Below are 18,573 nucleotides of genomic sequence, written 5' to 3' on the forward strand. Positions count from 1 at the left end.
ATGAATTTTGAGTGGGCCGCGATCCTGTTGTCTTTAAAAGTTGCGGGGTTGGCGACCGCGATTAATTTGGTGCTGGGTGTTTTGGTGGGCTATGGTTTGGCGCGGCTGCGTTTTCCTGGTCGTAATTTACTCGATACGATATTGACCTTACCGATGGTGATGCCGCCGACCGTGTTGGGCTACTATCTTTTGGTCTTGTTGGGACGACGTAGCTGGCTAGGCGCATGGTTACAAGATCATTTCGGCTTTAGCTTTATTTTCACGTGGCAGGGCGCGGTGGTGGCGGCCTCAATCGTGTCTTTCCCATTGGTGTTTAAACCTGCACGTGCGGCCTTTGAAGCAGTGGATGGACAATTGGAACAAGCAGCACGTGTGTTGGGAATATCGGAAGTCGCCCTTTTTTTCAGAGTTACTTTACCCCTTGCGTGGCGCGGCATCTTAGCTGGTGTGCTGTTAGGTTTTGCCCGCGCATTGGGAGAATTTGGTGCAACTCTGATGGTTGCGGGCAGTATTCCCGGTAAGACGCAAACTCTGTCGATAGCGATATATGAAGCGGTGCAGGCAGGACAAGACGATGCGGCGAATACCCTAGTGTTGGTGACCTCGCTGGTGTGTATTTCGGTATTGCTGATCGCTGGTAAATTAGCGCCAGGGCGCGTTAATAGTCGAGAATAGCTGAGAATAGCCGAGTCCGATAATGTTTGACCGAAGCGGCACGCCTTGTTTATCGCAAAAGAAAAAATAGTAGAAAGATCCAGATGCGTTTTGATATACATTTTAAAAAAAGACTCAGCTCGGATCGGCGTGTGTTCGATCTCGACGTGCAACTGTCGAGTAGTAGTGATAAGCAACGTATCGTTATTCTTGGTGAATCAGGTTCAGGTAAAAGTTTAACGCTTAAAGCTATTGCGGGTTTGATTACCCCAGATAGCGGTCATATCGCGTTGGGTGAGCAAATCCTATTTCATAAAGAGCGCCGCATTAATCTAGCACCGCAACAAAGGCGACTAGCCTATTTATTTCAAGATTACGCCTTGTTTCCGCATTTGAATGTACGTCAAAATATCGCCTTTGGCCTAACACGCTCTTGGCGTAATCCACATCCCCAAACCTCGGTGGCTGCCGTCACGCATTGGCTTGAGGTGTTTCAATTGCAAGCGATGGCCGATCAAATGCCAGACCAACTTTCTGGCGGACAAAAACAGCGCACCGCACTCGCCCGCGCTTTGATTTCACAACCCTCAGCCCTGTTACTGGACGAGCCATTTGCAGCACTCGATCCGGCCTTGCGCACAAGCCTACGCCAAGAATTAGATGCGTTGCAAAAGAACCTACAAGTTCCTATGATTTTGATTACGCATGATCCTGAAGATGCCGCTGTATTTGGCGAACAGGTTCTGACCATGAGCGCAGGTCGCGTCTATACTGTTTGACAGGTATAGAAAAGTGGGCGAATGCGAACTACGTGACGCAACATCGCATAAGATCGAGGTTGTATATTATGGATATTTAGAAATTAAGGATTTCTAAAATTCCTCCATCTTCTTTGATCTATATAAAGACCTGACTTAGAAAACCTGATACATTAAGACCGCTGAGTAGCCTGTCTTTTCACGAAACAATGGGAGAAAGCTATTTAAATTTAAAAATGGAGCGAAACCAATCTAGCCCATTCTTGCTAGAAAAGCGCGGTATGCGAACTTCTAAGCATCTGCCCTATCTCATGTTTCACTTTATTTTCGAATAATCGCTATGCGTATTGTTTTGCCTCTCAACTCGTATTCGCTATTGAAGCCAGCTCTCCTACTACTGTCGGCGTTAGCATTTACAGACGTGTCGGCCAATACGCCTGCAAGCGTTGCCAATGAAACCCCCACATCGGTGACTATTAGCTTTACTTCTGAGGAAAGCGCCTATATCCAAAAAGCCAAGCCAATTACTATGTGCGTGGACCCAGATTGGGTGCCGTTTGAACGCATTACCCCCGAAGGGAAACATGAAGGCATTGGCGCCGACTTGGTACAGTTGGTGGCGCAGCGGGTTGGTTTACAACTGCAATTGGTGCCGACCAAAACTTGGGAAGAGAGCCTAGCGGCATCAAAAGCAGGTCGTTGTCAGATCACCAGTTTTTTGAATGAAAGTGCTAGTCGTGCCGTTTGGCTGCAGTTCACGACACCGATTTTTCTAGACCCCAATATCTTAGTGACACGAGAAGAGCACGCCTACGTTGGTGATCTGCGTGGATTGTCGAACGAGGTGTTGGCACTTCCACGCGGCACCATGGTGGAAGAGCGGATTCGGCAAGAGTTTCCCAACTTGCGTGTGGTGTTGACCAATACCGAAGATGAAGCAGTAGAACTTGTTTCGACGCGTAAGGCGGATTTGACGGTACGTTCTTTAATCGTGGCGGCCTATGCGATCAAAAAAGAAGGTTTGTTTAATCTCAAGATTGCTGGCCAAGTGCCTCAGTTCGTCAATCAATTACGTATCGGCGTTCTCAAAGATGAGACGCTGCTGTTGAGCATCTTAGACAAAGGCGCGCGCACCATCACACCGCAAGAGCGAGAAATGATTTCAAATCGCCACGTTTCGGTCAAAGTGCAGCAAGGTGTCGACTATCGATTATTTTGGAAAGTATTGGGTGTCGCCGTTGTGCTATTACTGATCGTTTTCTATTGGAATCGTAAGCTCAGTCAACTTAATCGCAAATTGATCCACCTCGCCGAGACCGATCAACTTACAGGTTTATACAACCGCCTTAAAATTGATCAAACCCTTAATATCGAAATCCATCGCGCGCAACGCGCAGCACAAGTCATGAGCGTAATCATGCTAGACATTGATTTTTTCAAGCGGGTTAATGATGTTTATGGGCATCAAGCTGGCGATCAGCTATTGGTCAGCGTAGCAGAACTACTTCGTCAAAGAACGCGCGAAATTGATTTAGTCGGTCGTTGGGGCGGCGAAGAATTCATCGTCATTTGCCCTTACACCAATTTAGAAGGTGCTTTATCACTCGCAGAAGACCTACGTGCCACAGTCGAACAGCAGCAATTCACCCATGAGCAACACATCACCATCAGCCTAGGTGTATCGACGTATCAAGAGGGCGATACCGGCAAAGACCTAGTAGCACGTGCCGACGCCGCACTATACGCTGCTAAGAATGCGGGGCGCAATCGAGTGCGCGCGCAAATGCTAGGGCAAGCTGATGATCAAGTCGATGGTGTAAAGATAGTTAAGCTTGCATAAGCAAGTCTTAATCGTCTCTAGTTATGTAGGACAGGTGCAGCCCGCGCGGAGCAACCAACCCCATCCCCACCCTAGCCCGCCCCTTGAAAGGGCGGGAACCTAATCCATCCGTAGAACGACATGCGGTGCGGGAGCTCTCCGTCGTTGCTCAAATCACTGCAGTGTTAGTGTCTATACTGATCCCTCAAAGACTTGTTATGTCTGAGTCCAGTGATCCCAAACGCCAGCAAGATAAATATGCTAATCCCGAAGAACCAAAAGATCACTGCTGGCGAGGCTTCTTCTAAATCCCAGCGTGCTTTGGCAGCTTGTGTTTGATCGAACCAAACCACTTGTCGTGGTGAGAGAGTGTGCGCTCTTGCTAAATCAGCTTCACATTGCGCCATCGACGGATAGCGAATCAAGTCATCAACTTCGTAAGCTTGCGTTTGCGGTGAAGTTTGGTAGGTATAAGTTTTACTCAGGTAAATGGGCGAGTTGCGGCTACTTTTATCGCGGCACTTGGCACTGACAAATTGCACTTTCGCTTGCGCTGGCGATTGCAAGCGTGCTTGCGTGATTTGGTCTTGCTGAAAGTTGTATGCCTGCCATCCTAACAATAACCAGATAACCGCCATTGCAAAGCTCCAGCCAGGGCTGCTATTACGTCTCTGTAATGGTGCGGTAAGCGCGTCGATTATCGTTGGTTTCATTGAACTGTTTTATTTATCCAGAATGAGCTGACGCAATAGAGGCAACTGATGGAGTAGTGATTGTAGCCTTTTGGACATGCAAGTGGGAGTGGAATGTGGCTGGCGCAATCCCATAGGTGTCAATCAAAATCAAGATATAGTTCGGAACTGATGACAGATTGGTTTTTCTCCTTCCCCTTCAAGGGGAAGGTCGGGATGGGGATGGGTCTTGGTCGTGAAATCAAGACTGTTGATTACGTCCCTATAACCCATCCCCACCCTAGCCCTCCCCTTGAAAGGGAGGGGACTTTCAGTGGTGCACCGATTTGTGTAGAAACCTAGCCTTGAAAGTGCAGGAACTCCCAGGCGCACTTTGATCTAAGCCAAACTAAGTTCTTGCACCATCTGGTCTTACCGCCTGAACAATACAATTAAAGCTACACTAGCGGCACTTTGCCTAGTGGTCTTCTCGCTGTCGGAATTTTCGTGCCGGATTTGTCATTCCCTCGTGATTGGAGGATACTTGCAATATGGGAATTTCTAGAGAATCCCCACTAAGAATAGCGTAAGCTCGGCGAAACTTCTTTTTATCCAAAAGAGGCGTTCGCAAAACATAAAAACCGATAATGAAATTGGCACTTCTTGAACTTTAAACAAGTAAGGAACAAGCATGACCTCATCCCATTTTGCCGAACTCATGGCATATGCCCAAGAACATTCTGGCTCAGCCAGCAAACGTCAAGGCGGCTTTATCGCTGCCTATTTTGAAAATACCGATCCCGATGAAATCACCGCCCGTGGCGCGGCGAATTTGTTTGCCTTGGCGAACGCGCATTGGCGCTTGCTAGATACACCGCGCGCAGCGAATACGCCGAAGATCCGCGTGTTTAACCCTAGTTTGGCAGAAGATGGCTTTGTCAGCGAACACACAGTCGTACAGATCGTGAACGACAATATGCCGTTCTTAGTCGATTCCGTCACGATGGCGATTAACCGCAGCGGTCGTACCGCGCACTGGATTGTGCATCCTTTGATGAGCGTGGCGCGCAATGCCGATGGCAGTATTGCCGAAGTCAGTACCGTCGCTGCGGCAACTGCCGCTGGCCGTCATGATCCGGTGGAATCCTTGATCTTGGTCGAATGCGATCGCATCCTCAGCGCCGCCGACCAACAAGCCTTAGTTGATGACTTGATGCACGTGCTCGCTGATGTGCGTAGTGCCGTGGTTGATTGGCAGCCAATGTTAGGCCGTGTCAAAGAACTCATCACCGCCTCAGAAAAATTCACCGGCACGCACCACAGCCATGGCGAAGGTATCGCCTTTTTACGTTGGTTAGAAGACCGTCATTTCACCTTCTTGGGTGCGCGTGATTACGAACTTAAACGCAATGGCAATCAAGTTAGCTTGGTCGCATTGCCCGATTCCGGCCTCGGCATTTTGCGTGGCAAGGTCAATACCAACGAAACCTTATTGCCGCCTGAAGTTGTGGCATTGATCGATTCCGACGAAACGGTCTTAGTCACCAAAGCAATGACACGTGCCACCGTGCATCGCCCAGCATGGCTCGATTACATTGCGGTCAAACGCTTTAATGATGCCGGTCAAGTGATTGGTGAATCGCGCTTCCTCGGTCTCTACACTTCGACCGCGTATTCCGCAGCAGTGAGCGAGATTCCACAAGTACGTCAACGCACTGCTGCCGTGATGAGTGCGGCAGGTGTAGTGCCAGAGAGCCATGCCGCTAAAGCATTGCAATCGATTCTTGATGATTATCCACGTGATGAATTATTCCAAGTCGATACCGCCACTTTGACCGATCACGCGATTGGTATTTTGCGTTTGCAAGAACGTCAGCGTGTGCGTTTGTTCTTGCGCCGTGATCCGTTTGGTCGCTTCACTTCAGCGCAAGTGTTTGTGCCACGTGATCGCTACAACACCGAATTGCGCGTCAAGATCAGTAGCGAATTGATGAGCGCCTTAGATGGTCAATCGATCGAATTCACACCGATGCTGACCGATAGCCCGTTAGCGCGTATTCACTATTTGGTGCGTGCCAAAGCCGATGCACCTTTGAACGTGAACGTGTCTGCGCTCGAAGCTCGCATCGCCAAACTCGCGCAACGTTGGGAAGACGATTGCAGCAACGAACTCTTGCGCACCCATGGCGAAGGCCGTGGCTTAGATTTGGCGAATCGTTTTGCGAATGCTTTCCCAAGCGCGTATCGCGAAGACTTCTCGCCACAAGCCGGTGCTGAAGATGCCGATATCTTGGCTGGCTTATCAAATGCCGCGCCATTGGCAGTTAAGCTGTATCGTCCTTTAGATGCCGTCGCGGGTTTGTTGCGATTTAAGATTTACAACACCTCTAAAGTCGCCTTGTCCGATTCTCTACCTGTGCTAGAACGCATGGGCGCACGTGTACTCGACGAACATCCTTACCACGTAGCAGATGGCGCTAGCGAATTGTGGATTCATGATCTGGGTTTGCAATTGCCAGTCGAAACTGATCTGGCTGCAGTCAAAGCCCGTTTTGAAGAACTGTTCTGTCAAGCATGGCGTGGCGAAGTTGAGAGCGATGATCTGAATCGTCTCGTACTCAACACCGCGCTCGATGCCCGCTCTATCGCAGTCTTGCGCGCATGCTCACGTTATTTCAAACAACTCGGTTTCGCCTACAGCCAAAACTACATCGAAGCGGCATTGAACAAAAACTGCGGCATCACGCAATTGATCGCAGAATTATTCGGCGCACGCTTTAAGCCTGATTTTGTGGGCGATCGTGATGCAGCACAAAAACATATCCGCGAACAAATCGAAGCAGCGATGAGCCAAGTTGCCAGTTTGGATGAAGACCGCATCTTGCGCCAATTCATCGCCACAATTTTGGCGACCTTGCGTACTAACTTATGGCAAACCACCGAGACTGGCGCGTTCAAGCCTTACATGAGTTTCAAACTCAATCCACGCGAAGTGCCAGGCGTGCCAGAACCAAAACCATTATTCGAAATCTGGGTCTATTCCCCACGTGTCGAAGGCGTGCATTTACGAGGCGGCAAAGTCGCGCGCGGTGGTCTGCGTTGGTCAGATCGCCGTGAAGATTTCCGTACCGAGATTCTTGGTTTGGTCAAAGCGCAGCAAGTCAAAAATACCGTCATCGTGCCAGTCGGTTCTAAAGGCGGTTTCGTCTTGAAGAATGCGCCACCGATGACAGACCGCGAAGCCTATCAAGCCGAAGGCGTGGCGTGCTACAAGATCTTCTTGTCTGGTCTGTTAGACGTGACCGACAACATCGTCAAAGGCAATGTCGTACCACCGACCAAAGTCGTGCGCCATGATCCAGATGATCCATATTTGGTCGTCGCTGCCGACAAAGGCACGGCAACTTTCTCTGATATCGCCAATGGAGTTTCAGCCGATTACGGTTTCTGGCTAGGCGATGCGTTTGCCTCTGGTGGCTCGGTCGGTTACGACCACAAAAAAATGGGCATCACCGCACGTGGTGCATGGGAGTCGGTCAAACGTCATTTCCGCTCTTTCGGTCACAACACACAAACCACGCCATTCACGGTGGCGGGTATCGGCGATATGTCGGGCGACGTGTTTGGTAACGGCATGCTCTTATCCGAACAAATTAAATTGGTACTGGCATTTGATCACCGCCATATTTTCATCGACCCAAATCCCGATGTCGCTAAGTCATTCGCTGAACGCCAACGCATGTTCAATCTGCCGCGCTCCAGCTGGGATGATTACAACAAAGACTTAATTTCCAAAGGCGGTGGCGTCTATCCACGTGGTGCGAAATCGATTAGCCTCAGTCCAGAAGCCCGCGCCGTATTAGGTATCGAGACCGCAGAACTCACGCCTGTCGAATTGCTCAAAGCGATCTTGCAAGCGCCTGTCGATTTGCTCTACAACGGCGGTATCGGTACCTACGTCAAAGCCACGTTTGAAACCCACGCCCAAGTCGGTGACAAATCCAGCGATGCCTTCCGCGTCAATGGTAACGAGCTGCGCTGCAAAGTTTTAGCAGAGGGCGGTAACCTCGGTTGCACCCAAAACGGTCGTATCGAATTCGCGCAAAAAGGTGGCCGCATCTACACCGACGCGATTGATAACTCCGCCGGTGTCGATTGCTCCGATCACGAAGTCAATATCAAGATTTTGGTTGGCGCGATCACCGAAGCAGGCGATCTCACGCTCAAACAACGTAATGATTTGTTAGCCTCGATGACCGATGAAGTCGGCCACTTAGTGTTAACCGACAACTACTACCAAGGCCAAGCACTCGACATCGCTTGCCATCGTCCGCTGTATGTACTCGATGGTCAGCAACGTTTGATGCAAACCTTAGAGCGCCAAGGTCGCTTAAACCGTGCGATTGAATTCCTCCCATCGGATGAAGAAATCGCCCGTCGTCGCGCCCACAAACAAGGCCTCACCGCACCAGAAAACGCAGTCGTCTTAGCCTACGCCAAGATGGCGGTGTTTGATGAATTGGTCGCGTCTAATTTGCCAGACGACCCATTCTTCAGCCGCGCTTTGAAGGCCTACTTCCCGCAAGTTTTATCCGAGAAATTCCCAGAAGCGATTGCCAATCACCAGTTGAAACGCGAGATCATCGCCACCTTCATCACCAACACCGTGGTCAATCGCACTGGCGCGACCTTTGTCAATTTCATCGCCTCAGAAGCCGCCGCTTCCGCTGCCGATGTGATCCGCGCCTTCACCTTAGCACGCGAGATTTTTGACTTAGAAGCCTTGTGGGATCAAATCGACGCCTTGGATTACAAAGTCGATTCCAAACTGCAATTAGACTTGCTCAGCAAACTCACAGCGATCGCGCAACGCGCCTCACGTTGGATGCTACGTGCCCGCACCCAAAACGCCGACTTGCCAACGCTGATCCAACGCTACCAACCAGGCGCACGCGAACTACGCGCCAACGTCTCCACATGGTTGCCAGCAGCGGCCTACGCCAGCTTGCAAGAAGCCAGCGCAGCCTTGGTCCAAGCCGGTGTCGAAGCAGGTCTCGCCGAAAATCTCGCCGCCTTGGAATTCATCTTCCCAGCGCTGGATTTAGTCGACCTCGCACAAAGCACAAGCAGCGATTTAGAAAAAGCAGCGCGCACCTATTTTGGTGTCGATGCCGAACTTGGCTTAACCGGCTGGCGCGATCAAATCAATCGCCTACCAACCGATACGCTATGGCAAACACAAGCCCGCGGCAGCGCCCGCGACGACGTGTACTCCATCGCCAGCCAAGTCACCAAATCACTGCTATCACGCCAAGAAGACATCGCAACCTGGCGCGAGCAACACACCGCAGCGATTGCGAAGTTGAATCAATTGTTGGCGACGATTACGACGCAGGGTGCGGATTTGGCGCCTGTGTCTGTGGCGTTAAGGGAGTTGCGTGGGTTGGCTTGATACCGACATGAAATTGGCTGTGATGCTATTAGTCACAGCCAATTTCGTCTCAGTCATCCGTATGTGAAGAAAGTCTTAAACCTAGGAAGACCCCACTTGATTCAACATCATTTGGATTTAAGGATGCACACGAACTAACTCGCCAAACGCCGACCTGACGATTTAATGTACCAGCTATCAATGCGCAAAGGGCGAAGATTTTTGGGCCGCCCGGTAATAATATGATGTTATGTTTGTCGTTTAGTCCTCTAATGATTGAATCGAGTGTGGCAATTAGTCGCCCTGGGTCGGTAACATCGTAATCTAGAGTCCTTCTCTGTTCAATTTCCTCTAACATTGTTTTGTTCGAAGTTTTCACAACTTCAAAGTATTCCGATATGGGCGACTGCGGAAGGAACGCTACGACTGTAGATGCTTGAAGATACTCTGCAGCACCCATTACTCGACCTGGTTCGTAGCCTAAACCTGCAACAAGCGCAAGTGGTTTTCCTGGTTCTGTGAATCTACCAGTGTATTTTTTGTGGATGGGGCCAGCAACTTCGTTTCTGCTCAATTCATTTTGAGGCGGTTGGAACTTGCCAATACAATACCAGAAGTCGATTTCAATATTTGGTGACTTATTGGACAACAAAAATTGAAGTATTTCAGCCATTCTCCGACGATCAAAACAGGAAATATCTATGGCAATTTTAACGGTCGCGTCTTGTTCCGATCGTTCATTGAGAAATTTACCGACCTCATGTTCGAACACTCCTGAAAATTTTTCTGCACTTATTTCTGATATCACTTGAAAGTCATTTTCTTTGAACCAACTGAGATTTCGAGAATATGAGCATGTCAAGTTATGATCAAAACCCAACGCTATGCGATTCTCAGTTTTGTGTGCCAGTTTTTCAGATACGGCAGTTGATCGACTTTCAAATCCCAGCGCGGAAACGAGAAGTTTATACTTGGTTGCATCGAGCGAATCAGATTCTATCGTTGTATATTTCATCTGATTTCCTCAATCATTGAATAGGCTGGGCTGGTCATCTGGCGCTCCATCTAACTCTCGACTATTTTTCCTTGGAAAAATAGTCTGACTTTGCTGGAGTAAGCTTGATAGTGTTCGAGATTTTCCAGCTCTGAGTGGGAGTACTTTTAGTGGTGCGAGTAAATAAGTCAAGCGCAAACGTTGTCCAGAAAGATCTTTCGAAAAAGCAAATTTGCGTTCTAAGCCACCGACGGGTATAAATGCGCCTGCATAAAGACCATCGATTATTGACTGCCATAAATCTTCATTTCCCTCGTCAACTTGGAAACTAAAAACCGGATCAAGAGAAAAATCATCTTCAAGCAATTCGGTGCGAAATCTTGTAATTAGTGTCTCGATCATTTGACTTAGGCTGTTGTTCGATATGTTAGATGACAATTTAGTCTTACTCGGGATGGTTGAAACATAATCCATGAATTTTTGTGACGCCGCCAATAGGCTGTCGTACTGAGCTTCTTTTGAAAGCTCTTTTTTTGAAACTGAACTATCTCGCTTTATTAGCAGATTTCGTACGATGCCTGTGAACCAACGAGGATTCCCCTCTGTTACTAAACACAACACCTCCCAACCACTATATATCGTTGCTGGCTTGGACTTATCGTTACGAATCTTTACTGTTTGTGATTTTGGGTTGAAATGGTAAAGATGATCTCTATAACCAACAATTGGTCCTATTTTTCGAATGACGGTATTTTTTAAGTTTGGCGCTGAGGACCATAGGTCATTTGGGTCTATACCGTATCGGGACAGAAACTTGACATAAGAAGCGTCTTTTTTTGCCAAGCTTGTCGACGCAGCTTGCCAACGTCCCGTTTTACTGTATGGATTTGCTGCATCTGGTTCGTAAAATAGAGAGTGGCTTAGTACAGCTGTTGGCTTAAGGTGTTCTGCGTTTGTTCCGATAGTCAATTTATCCCAGAGTGCTTCGCAAAACACCTGTGTTTCTTTTGAATCCGAATATAGTGAAATTTCGTCAAAGTCATTGCCAACTGAGGGGCCAAGTACTTCGCGAAAAACTGAAGCAGCCTGTGCAGACGGACTCAAAGCCAATTTAAAAAGAATACTTTGATCTGTTGATCTTAAGCTCCGAAATAATATCTTTTGAATTTCAATTGGAGCAATTTCTAATTCGTCAAACATCAAGCACCATCGACCTTCGAATCTTCCGATTTGCGTGTCAAATGCCCCTGTTCCTTGCAACACCGCTTGTACCGGCTGGCGTTGGCATAGTGCTAGTAAGGGGTTCGTTAGTTGAGGGTTTTCTGCAGCGTCATATAAATCACCTAGTCGATCGACTAAAGCTTGCCTTACACCAAAGAACGAATGAATTCGAGGAGTGAGTTTCCAGCTAACTGCCAATGTTTTGCAAATTTCAGATTCACCATTTGCGTCAAGTGTTACATTCCCGAAGCTGCACTGTGTATTGCTTCGATCGCGAGTCAATTGAATAAAACAGTCTACAAGAGATCGTTGTACATGCGTTGTGAATACAGCCATCCTATACGAATTTTGCAATTCACCCGGTATCGCTTCAGAAGTTATTTCTACCTGCTGCCGCCAAGCCTCATCGGCAGGAATGAAAACTCCAAAGTATGGAATTGCGTTACGAATAGAGTCTGCGGTTGAATGTGTCCAACGGTTAAGAGCTTTTGGTTGGAGCATTTTTAGCATGTGCGTTTTGCCGCTCCCACGAGCACCTACAAGTAGAGAATGCTGCAACCCGACGAGCTGGGTGAACTTTGAATTTGGCACAAAAGATTGAGCAACTTGGACCGTATCAAGATGCCGTGCATTGAAGCTAGCGAAGAATCCGCTATTCGTATTTTCCGTTTGCATTTATTACGCTCCAACCTGGTAAATTCGACCGCGATGCTGCATTAATTTGAGTCCGAAAGTATCTAGTTCTCTCTCAAAAGACTTGAGCGTCTCTGGTAACAAGAATTTCACTTCTGGGTGGTGTTGAGCGACTTGAGTCCACTCCATAAATGGTTGTTTATGGTTATTTAAGAGGTCTCGTATCAACATCGCTAATTGAGGTACGCGCCCTAGATATCCGAAACCACATTCCGTTGGTAGTCCTTTGCTTCTACTTTCTTGTTCCCATCCATCAACATCTGACCAGGACCAGGTTTCGACAACGCCAGAAATTGACGCAAAGGTACTTTCATTCGATTCGTAGAGTGTGACGATATGGAATTGGTTTGATACACCTGTAATGCGTGCGCCGAGACTTCCGACTCCAAGTACGAAAGGCACGTCGTTGTTCACCGAGGTTCCGTGTACAAGTTTCGGTTGATGCCTATGTCCATGAACAACGAGCCAAGAACTTCCAGTAGCACTAACAATTGAGTTTAAGAGCTCTGTGCCATTTAGAATGAATTCACCATCCGTACGACCTCCCCAACCGTCCTGTGGAATCGGATGATGGTGACAGATTAGGACATAAGCGCGATATTTTCTCTCTCTTTTAAGTGATTCACATAAAGATTGAATTGTTTTTTTGCTGACTCTTCCATGATCTATTTCGTTTTGTTGCCCACCATGGTAAGCGCTAGTGTTTAGAATGACCGTAAGAACATCCTCTTTTTGCGGCACAAAAACAAAATTTCTAGCCCAATACTGATTGCTTAGAGCGATGTCCTCGAAAGGGAACGGTGGTTCTAACGCTAGAAGTGCGCCTTTGGGATCGGGATCTACGTCTTCGGTCAGGTGCCGAGAGTCTAAGTCATGATTACCATTCGTTGCTAGTAATGTTGCATTTCCAAGCGTGCTAGCGAGGCAATGAAGATCGCTCCAAGCCGCCGCAAGTCCAGCAGGATCTGCTTTGTTGCATATGTCTCCAGCACAAACAAGTGCATCAACCTTAATACTCTGCGCACTAGCGACTTTTATGAGGTCCTTCAACGGATTCGTAGATGTTCTACTGTCTCCTGAGTAGTCCAAAAGTGATCCATCATTTTTTTTCTTGTCGACAAACGCGTGAATATCACTCACTACTAGAAATTTTATAAGCTCTGTCATATTGAATCCTAGTAGTTTTGGATAATGAGTTCTTTTGCCAATTTTCGCTCTTTCATACTTCCGGAAACACTTCTTCTTGCATTTACATGTAAAAAATTCCAGCCGCAAAACTTACCAATCAATTCTTCATCAAAGGCGTAAGAGATTGTTACATAACACCCAATTTCCGCCAAGCGTTGCGCGTCATTTACTAGCTCATCGAAAAGTACATTGTGTGATTTTGATTCGTAGCCATATTCGCCTCGGTATCGCTTCACCGCCTTGTATGGTGGATCGAAATATACCCAATCATTGGGTTTGCATAGCGCCGTAGTTTTTGAAAAGTCTTGATTATATAGTTGGGTTCTTTGGAGAAGTGACTGCGCGATGAGTAGCTCTTCTTTTGAAGGGAGGGAGTAGATCTTATCGCCCATCGGAACATTGAATTGGCCAAGTTGATTCGTTCTGTAAACACCATTAAAGCAAGCTTTCATCAAAAATATCAATCTTGCGGCTCTTTGTAGTCTTGTTAAGTCAGAAGGTGACAGCCCACGTAACATATAGTAGGCATCTTTGGTTTTCGGAATGCTGCATAATGTCTCATGAACTCCCGTAGGATCATCACGCACTGCTTGATATACTTCCATCACACAGGTGTTCAGGTCACCTAGTATTGCTTCGTTGGGTTCGATTGAAAAAAATAACGAAGCAGAACCGGCGAACGGCTCGACATATCTCTCGTAATTTTTTGGCTTTGATTTCAGTAGGTCGGGAAGAAGTCGCGTTTTACTTCCAGACCACCTAAGTATCGTTTTCATTGTTTTTGTTTCTTTTTTTTGAGTTTTCGAGCCATTATTTTACGGTACTGCGGGGGAGAACTCGTCCAAGTCTCGAATTTTTGTATCTGGTTTGAGATTTTCGCGAAAAGCACGGGTGCACCCATTAGCCCCCGGTAGTCAAGTAGCCGAACCAAACAGCACGGGGTCAGGCCTTACATTTGACATTTCCCTTTCACCATCCTACACTCGACCGCACAAGCATGGGGTCAGGCCTTACATTTGACATTCCTCGTTTATCATCCTAAACTCTACCGGAACTAAATCAACGGGAGATTGAAATGGCGAGACCCTTACGCATAGAATTTGCAGGTGCTTTGTATCACGTCACTGCCCGCGGGAATGCACGCGCGAATATTTATGCGAATGACGACGATAGACAGCGGTTTTTATCGCTGTTGAAAATCGCAGTGGATCGCTATGATTGGTATTGCCACGCTTACTGTTTGATGGACAATCACTACCACCTGTTGATTGAAACAAACCGCGCAAGTTTGTCTGACGGTATGAAATTGCTCAATGGTTCTTATACCCAGTACGTCAATCGGCAGTATCAGCGCGTCGGCCATGTTTTTCAGGGGCGATTTAAAGCGATTTTGGTGCAGAAGGAATCCTACTTGCTTGAATTGGCGCGCTACATCGCCTTAAATCCGGTACGTGCTGGCATGGTTCGCAACGCTAAAGATTGGCCGTGGAGCAGTTATCGCGCTACCGCAGGCATGGCAGAAGGTGCTGCGTGTTTAACGACCGATTGGGTTCTGGGTGGATTTGCCAAGACCAAGCATATCGCACAGCAGCGCTATCGTGAATTTGTACAGCAGGGCAAAGGACAGCCTTCTCCTTGGCAGAGCCTGAAGAACCAAATTTATCTCGGTGACGACGATTTTGTACTTGATATGCAATGCAAGCTCGATCCCGAACAATCGCTCAAAGACATCCCGAAAAAACAAAAACAAGCCCCGATCAAACCATTGGATTACTTTGCCAATTTGGGAAATACGCGAAACGAAAATATGGCAATGGCCTACTTAAGTGGGTACTACACATTAGAGCAAGTAGGTAGTCATTTTGGGGTAAGTTATGCGACGGTTAGTCGGGCTGTGAGACAGAAAGAGCGTGGTGTTGTTTGATTGTTGAATATCGAATGTAAGGCTTGGCCCTTAATTCATATGATAGTGATTGAATTAGGCGTGAGGTGAATCGTAGAAAAATGGGCTCGACCTCTGAACCACTTATTCCAATTTTGTTTTGCTCGGCAGTGACTCAACCTGCGAGTTAGGTTTAGTGAGCTTGCATATCAAGGCTTGATCCTAAACATGGCTCTAAAAAATGTCGACACTTTTCGCCAGTCTTAAAAATCAAATTCAACAACATAGGAATCGAATGGTGACGCAAGCCCTGAAGATTTATATAAGGTCAAAGCCTCCTTCAAATCTGCGTAAAATTCATTGACATAAGGTCTTAAATTCACAGGCAAGGAATCGCCACCACCGTATCTCCATTTCACTTTTACGTCTCTTGGGGTGATGTACTCTAACCTACAATCAAAACAAATCGCTAGTAAAGCGCCGCGCCAGAAACAATGAAATTCAAGAGTATAGGGATCGTCACGCTGTCTCCCACCTAACTCTCTGAGATACATATTCCGTTCGCGATCTATCATCCATACATATGCCAGTACTCTGTTATGAGTGAATGGATTTTTGTCCGTCAATTGATATTTTTCATGATCCGATGGGGAAATTTCTTCTAACACGAAAGTCATTTTGGCTTCCTTCAAATTTCGAATCATATATTAAAAAAACGCACGTCTTCGAAGGCTATAGTTTGAGACGTGCAGTACAAGCACGGGGCCACCTCAGAATCGCGTCTTAATGGAACTTTTAACTATTAGAAAAGTCAATGTGTACCCGCAACAACTGTGAAACACGGCTAGCTGCGGAGTGGGTTCGAGAATTGTTCGAAAATTTTAAGAAAATGGATTTTCTTCTCAATAGAATTTGAAAGAGCATTTTTTATTATCAATACGTGAAAGGTACTAAATTGGAAAATTTTGATTTCGTAAAACGTTTGGAAAAATTGGAGACGAGAAATCGCATGCTTGCTTTGCTCTGCATCGCATCCTTTGCTGTTTCTGGTGGATTATTAGTCAAACTGACTCTCGACCAAAAGAAACTAAGCAAGGACGCGAGCGAGCAAACGTTGTCGACATTAAATATAGCGGGAGAGGACGGCGTTAAAAGGTTCATTCTGTCAAACACTGCACCATTGGCTCCGATACAAGGCGAATTTATTGCCAGAACGGTGCCGCCTGGCATGTCAGGAATGATCTTTACAGATCCAAAAGGAAATGAGGTTGGTGGGATTGGCGTATCTTCACGCCATACAACGGTTGCTCTTGATTATCGAGATACCCCGATCGAGGCAATTGGACTTGCAACCTATCAAGGGAAAACAGGTCAAAGCGCGATGCTGAAGGTAATGGACAATCCAAAGGATACGGTCGACGTAAAGAAAATCAAGGTGAACGATCCTGAAGAAATGAAGAAACTACAGTCATTGATGGTCGATCGAATTACACTTGGTGTGGAAGAGAATGTAGCATCGCTTGTCATTAAAGATCGAGAAGGGAAGGATCGTATCTTGATAGGTGTCGATAACAAGGATCAACCGTACATCAAAGTTTTGGACAAAAATGGACTTGAGGTTGATGCGTCGACCAAGAAAACTGCAAAAACTTCGGATACCCATTTGTAAGATAGAAAAGTAGCTTCCTTGAGCGCGTGTTGAGCGGGTGTCTTTTCAACATTCGCTTTCAATATACGTATCAAGGAACCATTCAATTTCAAAAAGCCACGCTCAAAACTCGGGCGGCCTCTCTCCCGCGACGACAAAATGTTTTTCCAAAGCCAAGCTAGCGCGGGAGATGATGGCTTCGTCGAATAGGCGAACGATGAAGGTGACGCCATAGGGGATTTTTTGGATCGGTGACACAGTCGCTGCGGATTTCGGTGATTTCTGCACGCCTGTCTCTAAGCGCAGCGATGGATGGTCGGTGAATCTGCTAAAGCACTGTCCCCGGATTACACGATCTACTATTTGCTTGCGCACCAAGCCGTGAAGTTAAACCATTCTTCGCAGTTCCGTAGTTCTTCAATGGAAATTGGTAAGCGCAATATTTTGAGCAAGTTTTTAAACATGAATGCTAAGGATGTTGTGAAGAAACCGACTCTGAAAAGTAAATCTTACTCTGCTCTAGAAATTGGGGGCTAGTCTTTTAACTAGAACGGGTAATCCTCTTTATCTCTTAAAAATTCTTTGTTGAAGAAAAGCATCGTAGTCTTGCCGTTCTGTGCAGATTAAATAGACATAAATATGCTGGCGATTTTTTTCAACCTCATAGACTATTCTATTTTTTTCCATGACGACCATTTGGCGCCATTGCGTCATTCCTAATGCGGCGAGCTGCGGAATGCTTGTTCCCAACAGTGGGTTTGTTTCTAACAGGAGAATGCTGTCGCGAATGTTGACATAAATTTGATCTGCCAAGGTTTTGGAGAACTGGTTCTTGATGTAACTATGGATGTTCCATAAGTCGTCTTCCGCATCGTCCAGCATGTACACGGTGTAACTCACTTGAGTATTTCCTTGTCCATTTTTGCGAAGACTTTGCGAGCAGGTTTAAATTGACCTTCTTCAATTTGCTTGCGACCAAGCGCCAATATTTTCAGCAGAGCCATGGTGTTTTTTGTGTCTTCATAGCTCTTAATATCTTGTATGACACAAGTCGCTTCGCCATTTTGAGTAATGATCAAAGGTTCATGCGTCTCCGTCATTTCAGCAATAGCTTTAGCGGCGTTATCTTTAAAATAGCTAATAGGTTTGACTTGTTCTGAAAGGCGCATGGCAAGCTCTCTTGAATAAATGATCAAAAGTCAGTTTAAAGTCTTAATTTAGACATGTCAATGAACGCTTATCTTCAAACCATCGAATTACTCTATCAATTTAGGAAACCAGCGAACGGAAGTATGGTACTGGCATACTGAGGGAAAAAAAGGGTCAAGTCTTGACATGACACAATTGAAAAGAGCAGATCGCTATTCACAGAATGCCCCTCTGAGGCATTTGAATGATTTCGAAATAGACGTTTAATCAAATCACTCTTTTGTTGCTCTCGATACTTAAACCCTGTGTTTTTAACCAAAGGGGTCAGCATCAATTAAAAATATTCGATACTTTTCGGTTTTGTCTGGCTTTAAAAACTAAACAGACAGCAGTAAGGGGGAAGGGCCATTTTGATGGATGTATTAATGTTGGAACTGGCTCCATTTGCCTAGTCTGTTATGCGAT

15 protein-coding genes are annotated in these 18,573 nt (G+C 46.6%); 6 read left to right on the forward strand and 9 right to left on the reverse strand.

Features of this window, described 5'->3' with window-relative positions:
• From modB to ACFFJH_RS12570, 3 genes are all read left to right on the forward strand, one after another.
• Positions 1–675 carry a molybdate ABC transporter permease subunit gene (modB, locus tag ACFFJH_RS12560; RefSeq protein ID WP_390213130.1) on the forward strand — a complete coding sequence of 225 codons (675 nt, stop codon included), beginning with the start codon at positions 1–3 and terminating at the stop codon, positions 673–675.
• 83 nt (positions 676–758) lie between these two features.
• A complete protein-coding gene (locus ACFFJH_RS12565; protein ID WP_390213132.1) occupies positions 759–1,433 on the forward strand; it encodes a sulfate/molybdate ABC transporter ATP-binding protein in 675 nt (224 codons plus the stop codon).
• A 319-nt stretch (positions 1,434–1,752) separates the two neighbouring features.
• Positions 1,753–3,252 carry a diguanylate cyclase gene (locus ACFFJH_RS12570; protein ID WP_390213134.1) on the forward strand — a complete coding sequence of 500 codons (1,500 nt, stop codon included), beginning with the start codon at positions 1,753–1,755 and terminating at the stop codon, positions 3,250–3,252.
• Between the two features lie 164 nt (positions 3,253–3,416).
• Here the strand turns inward: ACFFJH_RS12570 and ACFFJH_RS12575 are convergent, their stop codons facing one another.
• Positions 3,417–3,944 (reverse strand): hypothetical protein, encoded by a 528-nt coding sequence (locus tag ACFFJH_RS12575; protein ID WP_390213136.1) that lies wholly within the window; start codon positions 3,942–3,944, stop codon positions 3,417–3,419.
• Between the two features lie 649 nt (positions 3,945–4,593).
• On the opposite strand from ACFFJH_RS12575, the gene ACFFJH_RS12580 reads away from it, so the two are divergent.
• Positions 4,594–9,354: an NAD-glutamate dehydrogenase gene (locus tag ACFFJH_RS12580; protein ID WP_390213137.1), complete on the forward strand. Its 4,761-nt coding sequence runs from the start codon at positions 4,594–4,596 to the stop codon at positions 9,352–9,354.
• Positions 9,355–9,403: 49 nt separating this feature from the next.
• Here ACFFJH_RS12580 and ACFFJH_RS12585 read toward each other — a convergent pair whose 3' ends face one another.
• Genes ACFFJH_RS12585 through ACFFJH_RS12600 form a run of 4 tightly spaced genes read right to left on the reverse strand, consistent with a single transcriptional unit; the run spans position 9,404 to position 14,205 of the window.
• Positions 9,404–10,348, reverse strand: a complete 945-nt coding sequence (locus tag ACFFJH_RS12585) for a hypothetical protein (protein ID WP_390213140.1) — start codon at positions 10,346–10,348, stop codon at positions 9,404–9,406.
• A gap of 9 nt (positions 10,349–10,357) precedes the next feature.
• On the reverse strand, positions 10,358–12,223 hold the full coding sequence (locus ACFFJH_RS12590) for an ORC-CDC6 family AAA ATPase (protein WP_390213142.1): 1,866 nt from the start codon (positions 12,221–12,223) through the stop codon (positions 10,358–10,360).
• Positions 12,224–12,226: 3 nt separating this feature from the next.
• Complete coding sequence (locus ACFFJH_RS12595) at positions 12,227–13,408, reverse strand: metallophosphoesterase family protein (RefSeq protein ID WP_390213144.1); 1,182 nt, start codon at positions 13,406–13,408, stop codon at positions 12,227–12,229.
• A gap of 8 nt (positions 13,409–13,416) precedes the next feature.
• Positions 13,417–14,205, reverse strand: a complete 789-nt coding sequence (locus tag ACFFJH_RS12600) for a DNA adenine methylase (RefSeq protein WP_390213146.1) — start codon at positions 14,203–14,205, stop codon at positions 13,417–13,419.
• A 299-nt stretch (positions 14,206–14,504) separates the two neighbouring features.
• Here ACFFJH_RS12600 and ACFFJH_RS12605 point away from each other — a divergent pair, with 299 nt between their 5' ends.
• Positions 14,505–15,353, forward strand: a complete 849-nt coding sequence (locus tag ACFFJH_RS12605; protein WP_390213147.1) for an REP-associated tyrosine transposase — start codon at positions 14,505–14,507, stop codon at positions 15,351–15,353.
• 221 nt (positions 15,354–15,574) lie between these two features.
• Here ACFFJH_RS12605 and ACFFJH_RS12610 read toward each other — a convergent pair whose 3' ends face one another.
• Positions 15,575–15,988 (reverse strand): hypothetical protein, encoded by a 414-nt coding sequence (locus ACFFJH_RS12610; protein WP_390213148.1) that lies wholly within the window; start codon positions 15,986–15,988, stop codon positions 15,575–15,577.
• Between the two features lie 278 nt (positions 15,989–16,266).
• Between ACFFJH_RS12610 and ACFFJH_RS12615 the strand changes: the two genes are divergently transcribed.
• Positions 16,267–16,980, forward strand: a complete 714-nt coding sequence (locus tag ACFFJH_RS12615) for a hypothetical protein (protein WP_390213150.1) — start codon at positions 16,267–16,269, stop codon at positions 16,978–16,980.
• A gap of 102 nt (positions 16,981–17,082) precedes the next feature.
• Here ACFFJH_RS12615 and ACFFJH_RS12620 read toward each other — a convergent pair whose 3' ends face one another.
• The 3 genes from ACFFJH_RS12620 to ACFFJH_RS12630 all read right to left on the reverse strand — a co-directional run bounded on the left by ACFFJH_RS12620 (position 17,083) and on the right by ACFFJH_RS12630 (position 18,128).
• A complete protein-coding gene (locus tag ACFFJH_RS12620; protein ID WP_390213151.1) occupies positions 17,083–17,247 on the reverse strand; it encodes a hypothetical protein in 165 nt (54 codons plus the stop codon).
• 276 nt (positions 17,248–17,523) lie between these two features.
• A complete protein-coding gene (locus ACFFJH_RS12625) occupies positions 17,524–17,859 on the reverse strand; it encodes a type II toxin-antitoxin system RelE/ParE family toxin (RefSeq protein ID WP_390213153.1) in 336 nt (111 codons plus the stop codon).
• Positions 17,856–18,128, reverse strand: a complete 273-nt coding sequence (locus ACFFJH_RS12630) for a type II toxin-antitoxin system Phd/YefM family antitoxin (RefSeq protein WP_186922967.1) — start codon at positions 18,126–18,128, stop codon at positions 17,856–17,858. The genes ACFFJH_RS12625 and ACFFJH_RS12630 overlap by 4 nt, the downstream gene beginning before the upstream one ends.
• Positions 18,129–18,573 lie beyond the last annotated feature (445 nt).

This window comes from Affinundibacterium danionis, from assembly GCF_042432465.1.
In the GTDB taxonomy this organism is placed as follows: Bacteria; Pseudomonadota; Gammaproteobacteria; order Burkholderiales; family Burkholderiaceae_D; genus Undibacterium; species Undibacterium danionis.

Excerpts from the sequence above, each read along its gene's own strand:
- modB (WP_390213130.1), top strand. The coding sequence starts at position 1 with ATGAATTTTGAGTGGGCCGCGATCCTGTTGTCTTTAAAAGTTGCGGGG.
- ACFFJH_RS12565 (WP_390213132.1), top strand. The coding sequence starts at position 759 with ATGCGTTTTGATATACATTTTAAAAAAAGACTCAGCTCGGATCGGCGT.
- ACFFJH_RS12570 (WP_390213134.1), top strand. The coding sequence starts at position 1,753 with ATGCGTATTGTTTTGCCTCTCAACTCGTATTCGCTATTGAAGCCAGCT.
- ACFFJH_RS12575 (WP_390213136.1), bottom strand. The coding sequence starts at position 3,944 with ATGAAACCAACGATAATCGACGCGCTTACCGCACCATTACAGAGACGT.
- ACFFJH_RS12580 (WP_390213137.1), top strand. The coding sequence starts at position 4,594 with ATGACCTCATCCCATTTTGCCGAACTCATGGCATATGCCCAAGAACAT.
- ACFFJH_RS12585 (WP_390213140.1), bottom strand. The coding sequence starts at position 10,348 with ATGAAATATACAACGATAGAATCTGATTCGCTCGATGCAACCAAGTAT.
- ACFFJH_RS12590 (WP_390213142.1), bottom strand. The coding sequence starts at position 12,223 with ATGCAAACGGAAAATACGAATAGCGGATTCTTCGCTAGCTTCAATGCA.
- ACFFJH_RS12595 (WP_390213144.1), bottom strand. The coding sequence starts at position 13,408 with ATGACAGAGCTTATAAAATTTCTAGTAGTGAGTGATATTCACGCGTTT.
- ACFFJH_RS12600 (WP_390213146.1), bottom strand. The coding sequence starts at position 14,205 with ATGAAAACGATACTTAGGTGGTCTGGAAGTAAAACGCGACTTCTTCCC.
- ACFFJH_RS12605 (WP_390213147.1), top strand. The coding sequence starts at position 14,505 with ATGGCGAGACCCTTACGCATAGAATTTGCAGGTGCTTTGTATCACGTC.
- ACFFJH_RS12610 (WP_390213148.1), bottom strand. The coding sequence starts at position 15,988 with ATGACTTTCGTGTTAGAAGAAATTTCCCCATCGGATCATGAAAAATAT.
- ACFFJH_RS12630 (WP_186922967.1), bottom strand. The coding sequence starts at position 18,128 with ATGCGCCTTTCAGAACAAGTCAAACCTATTAGCTATTTTAAAGATAAC.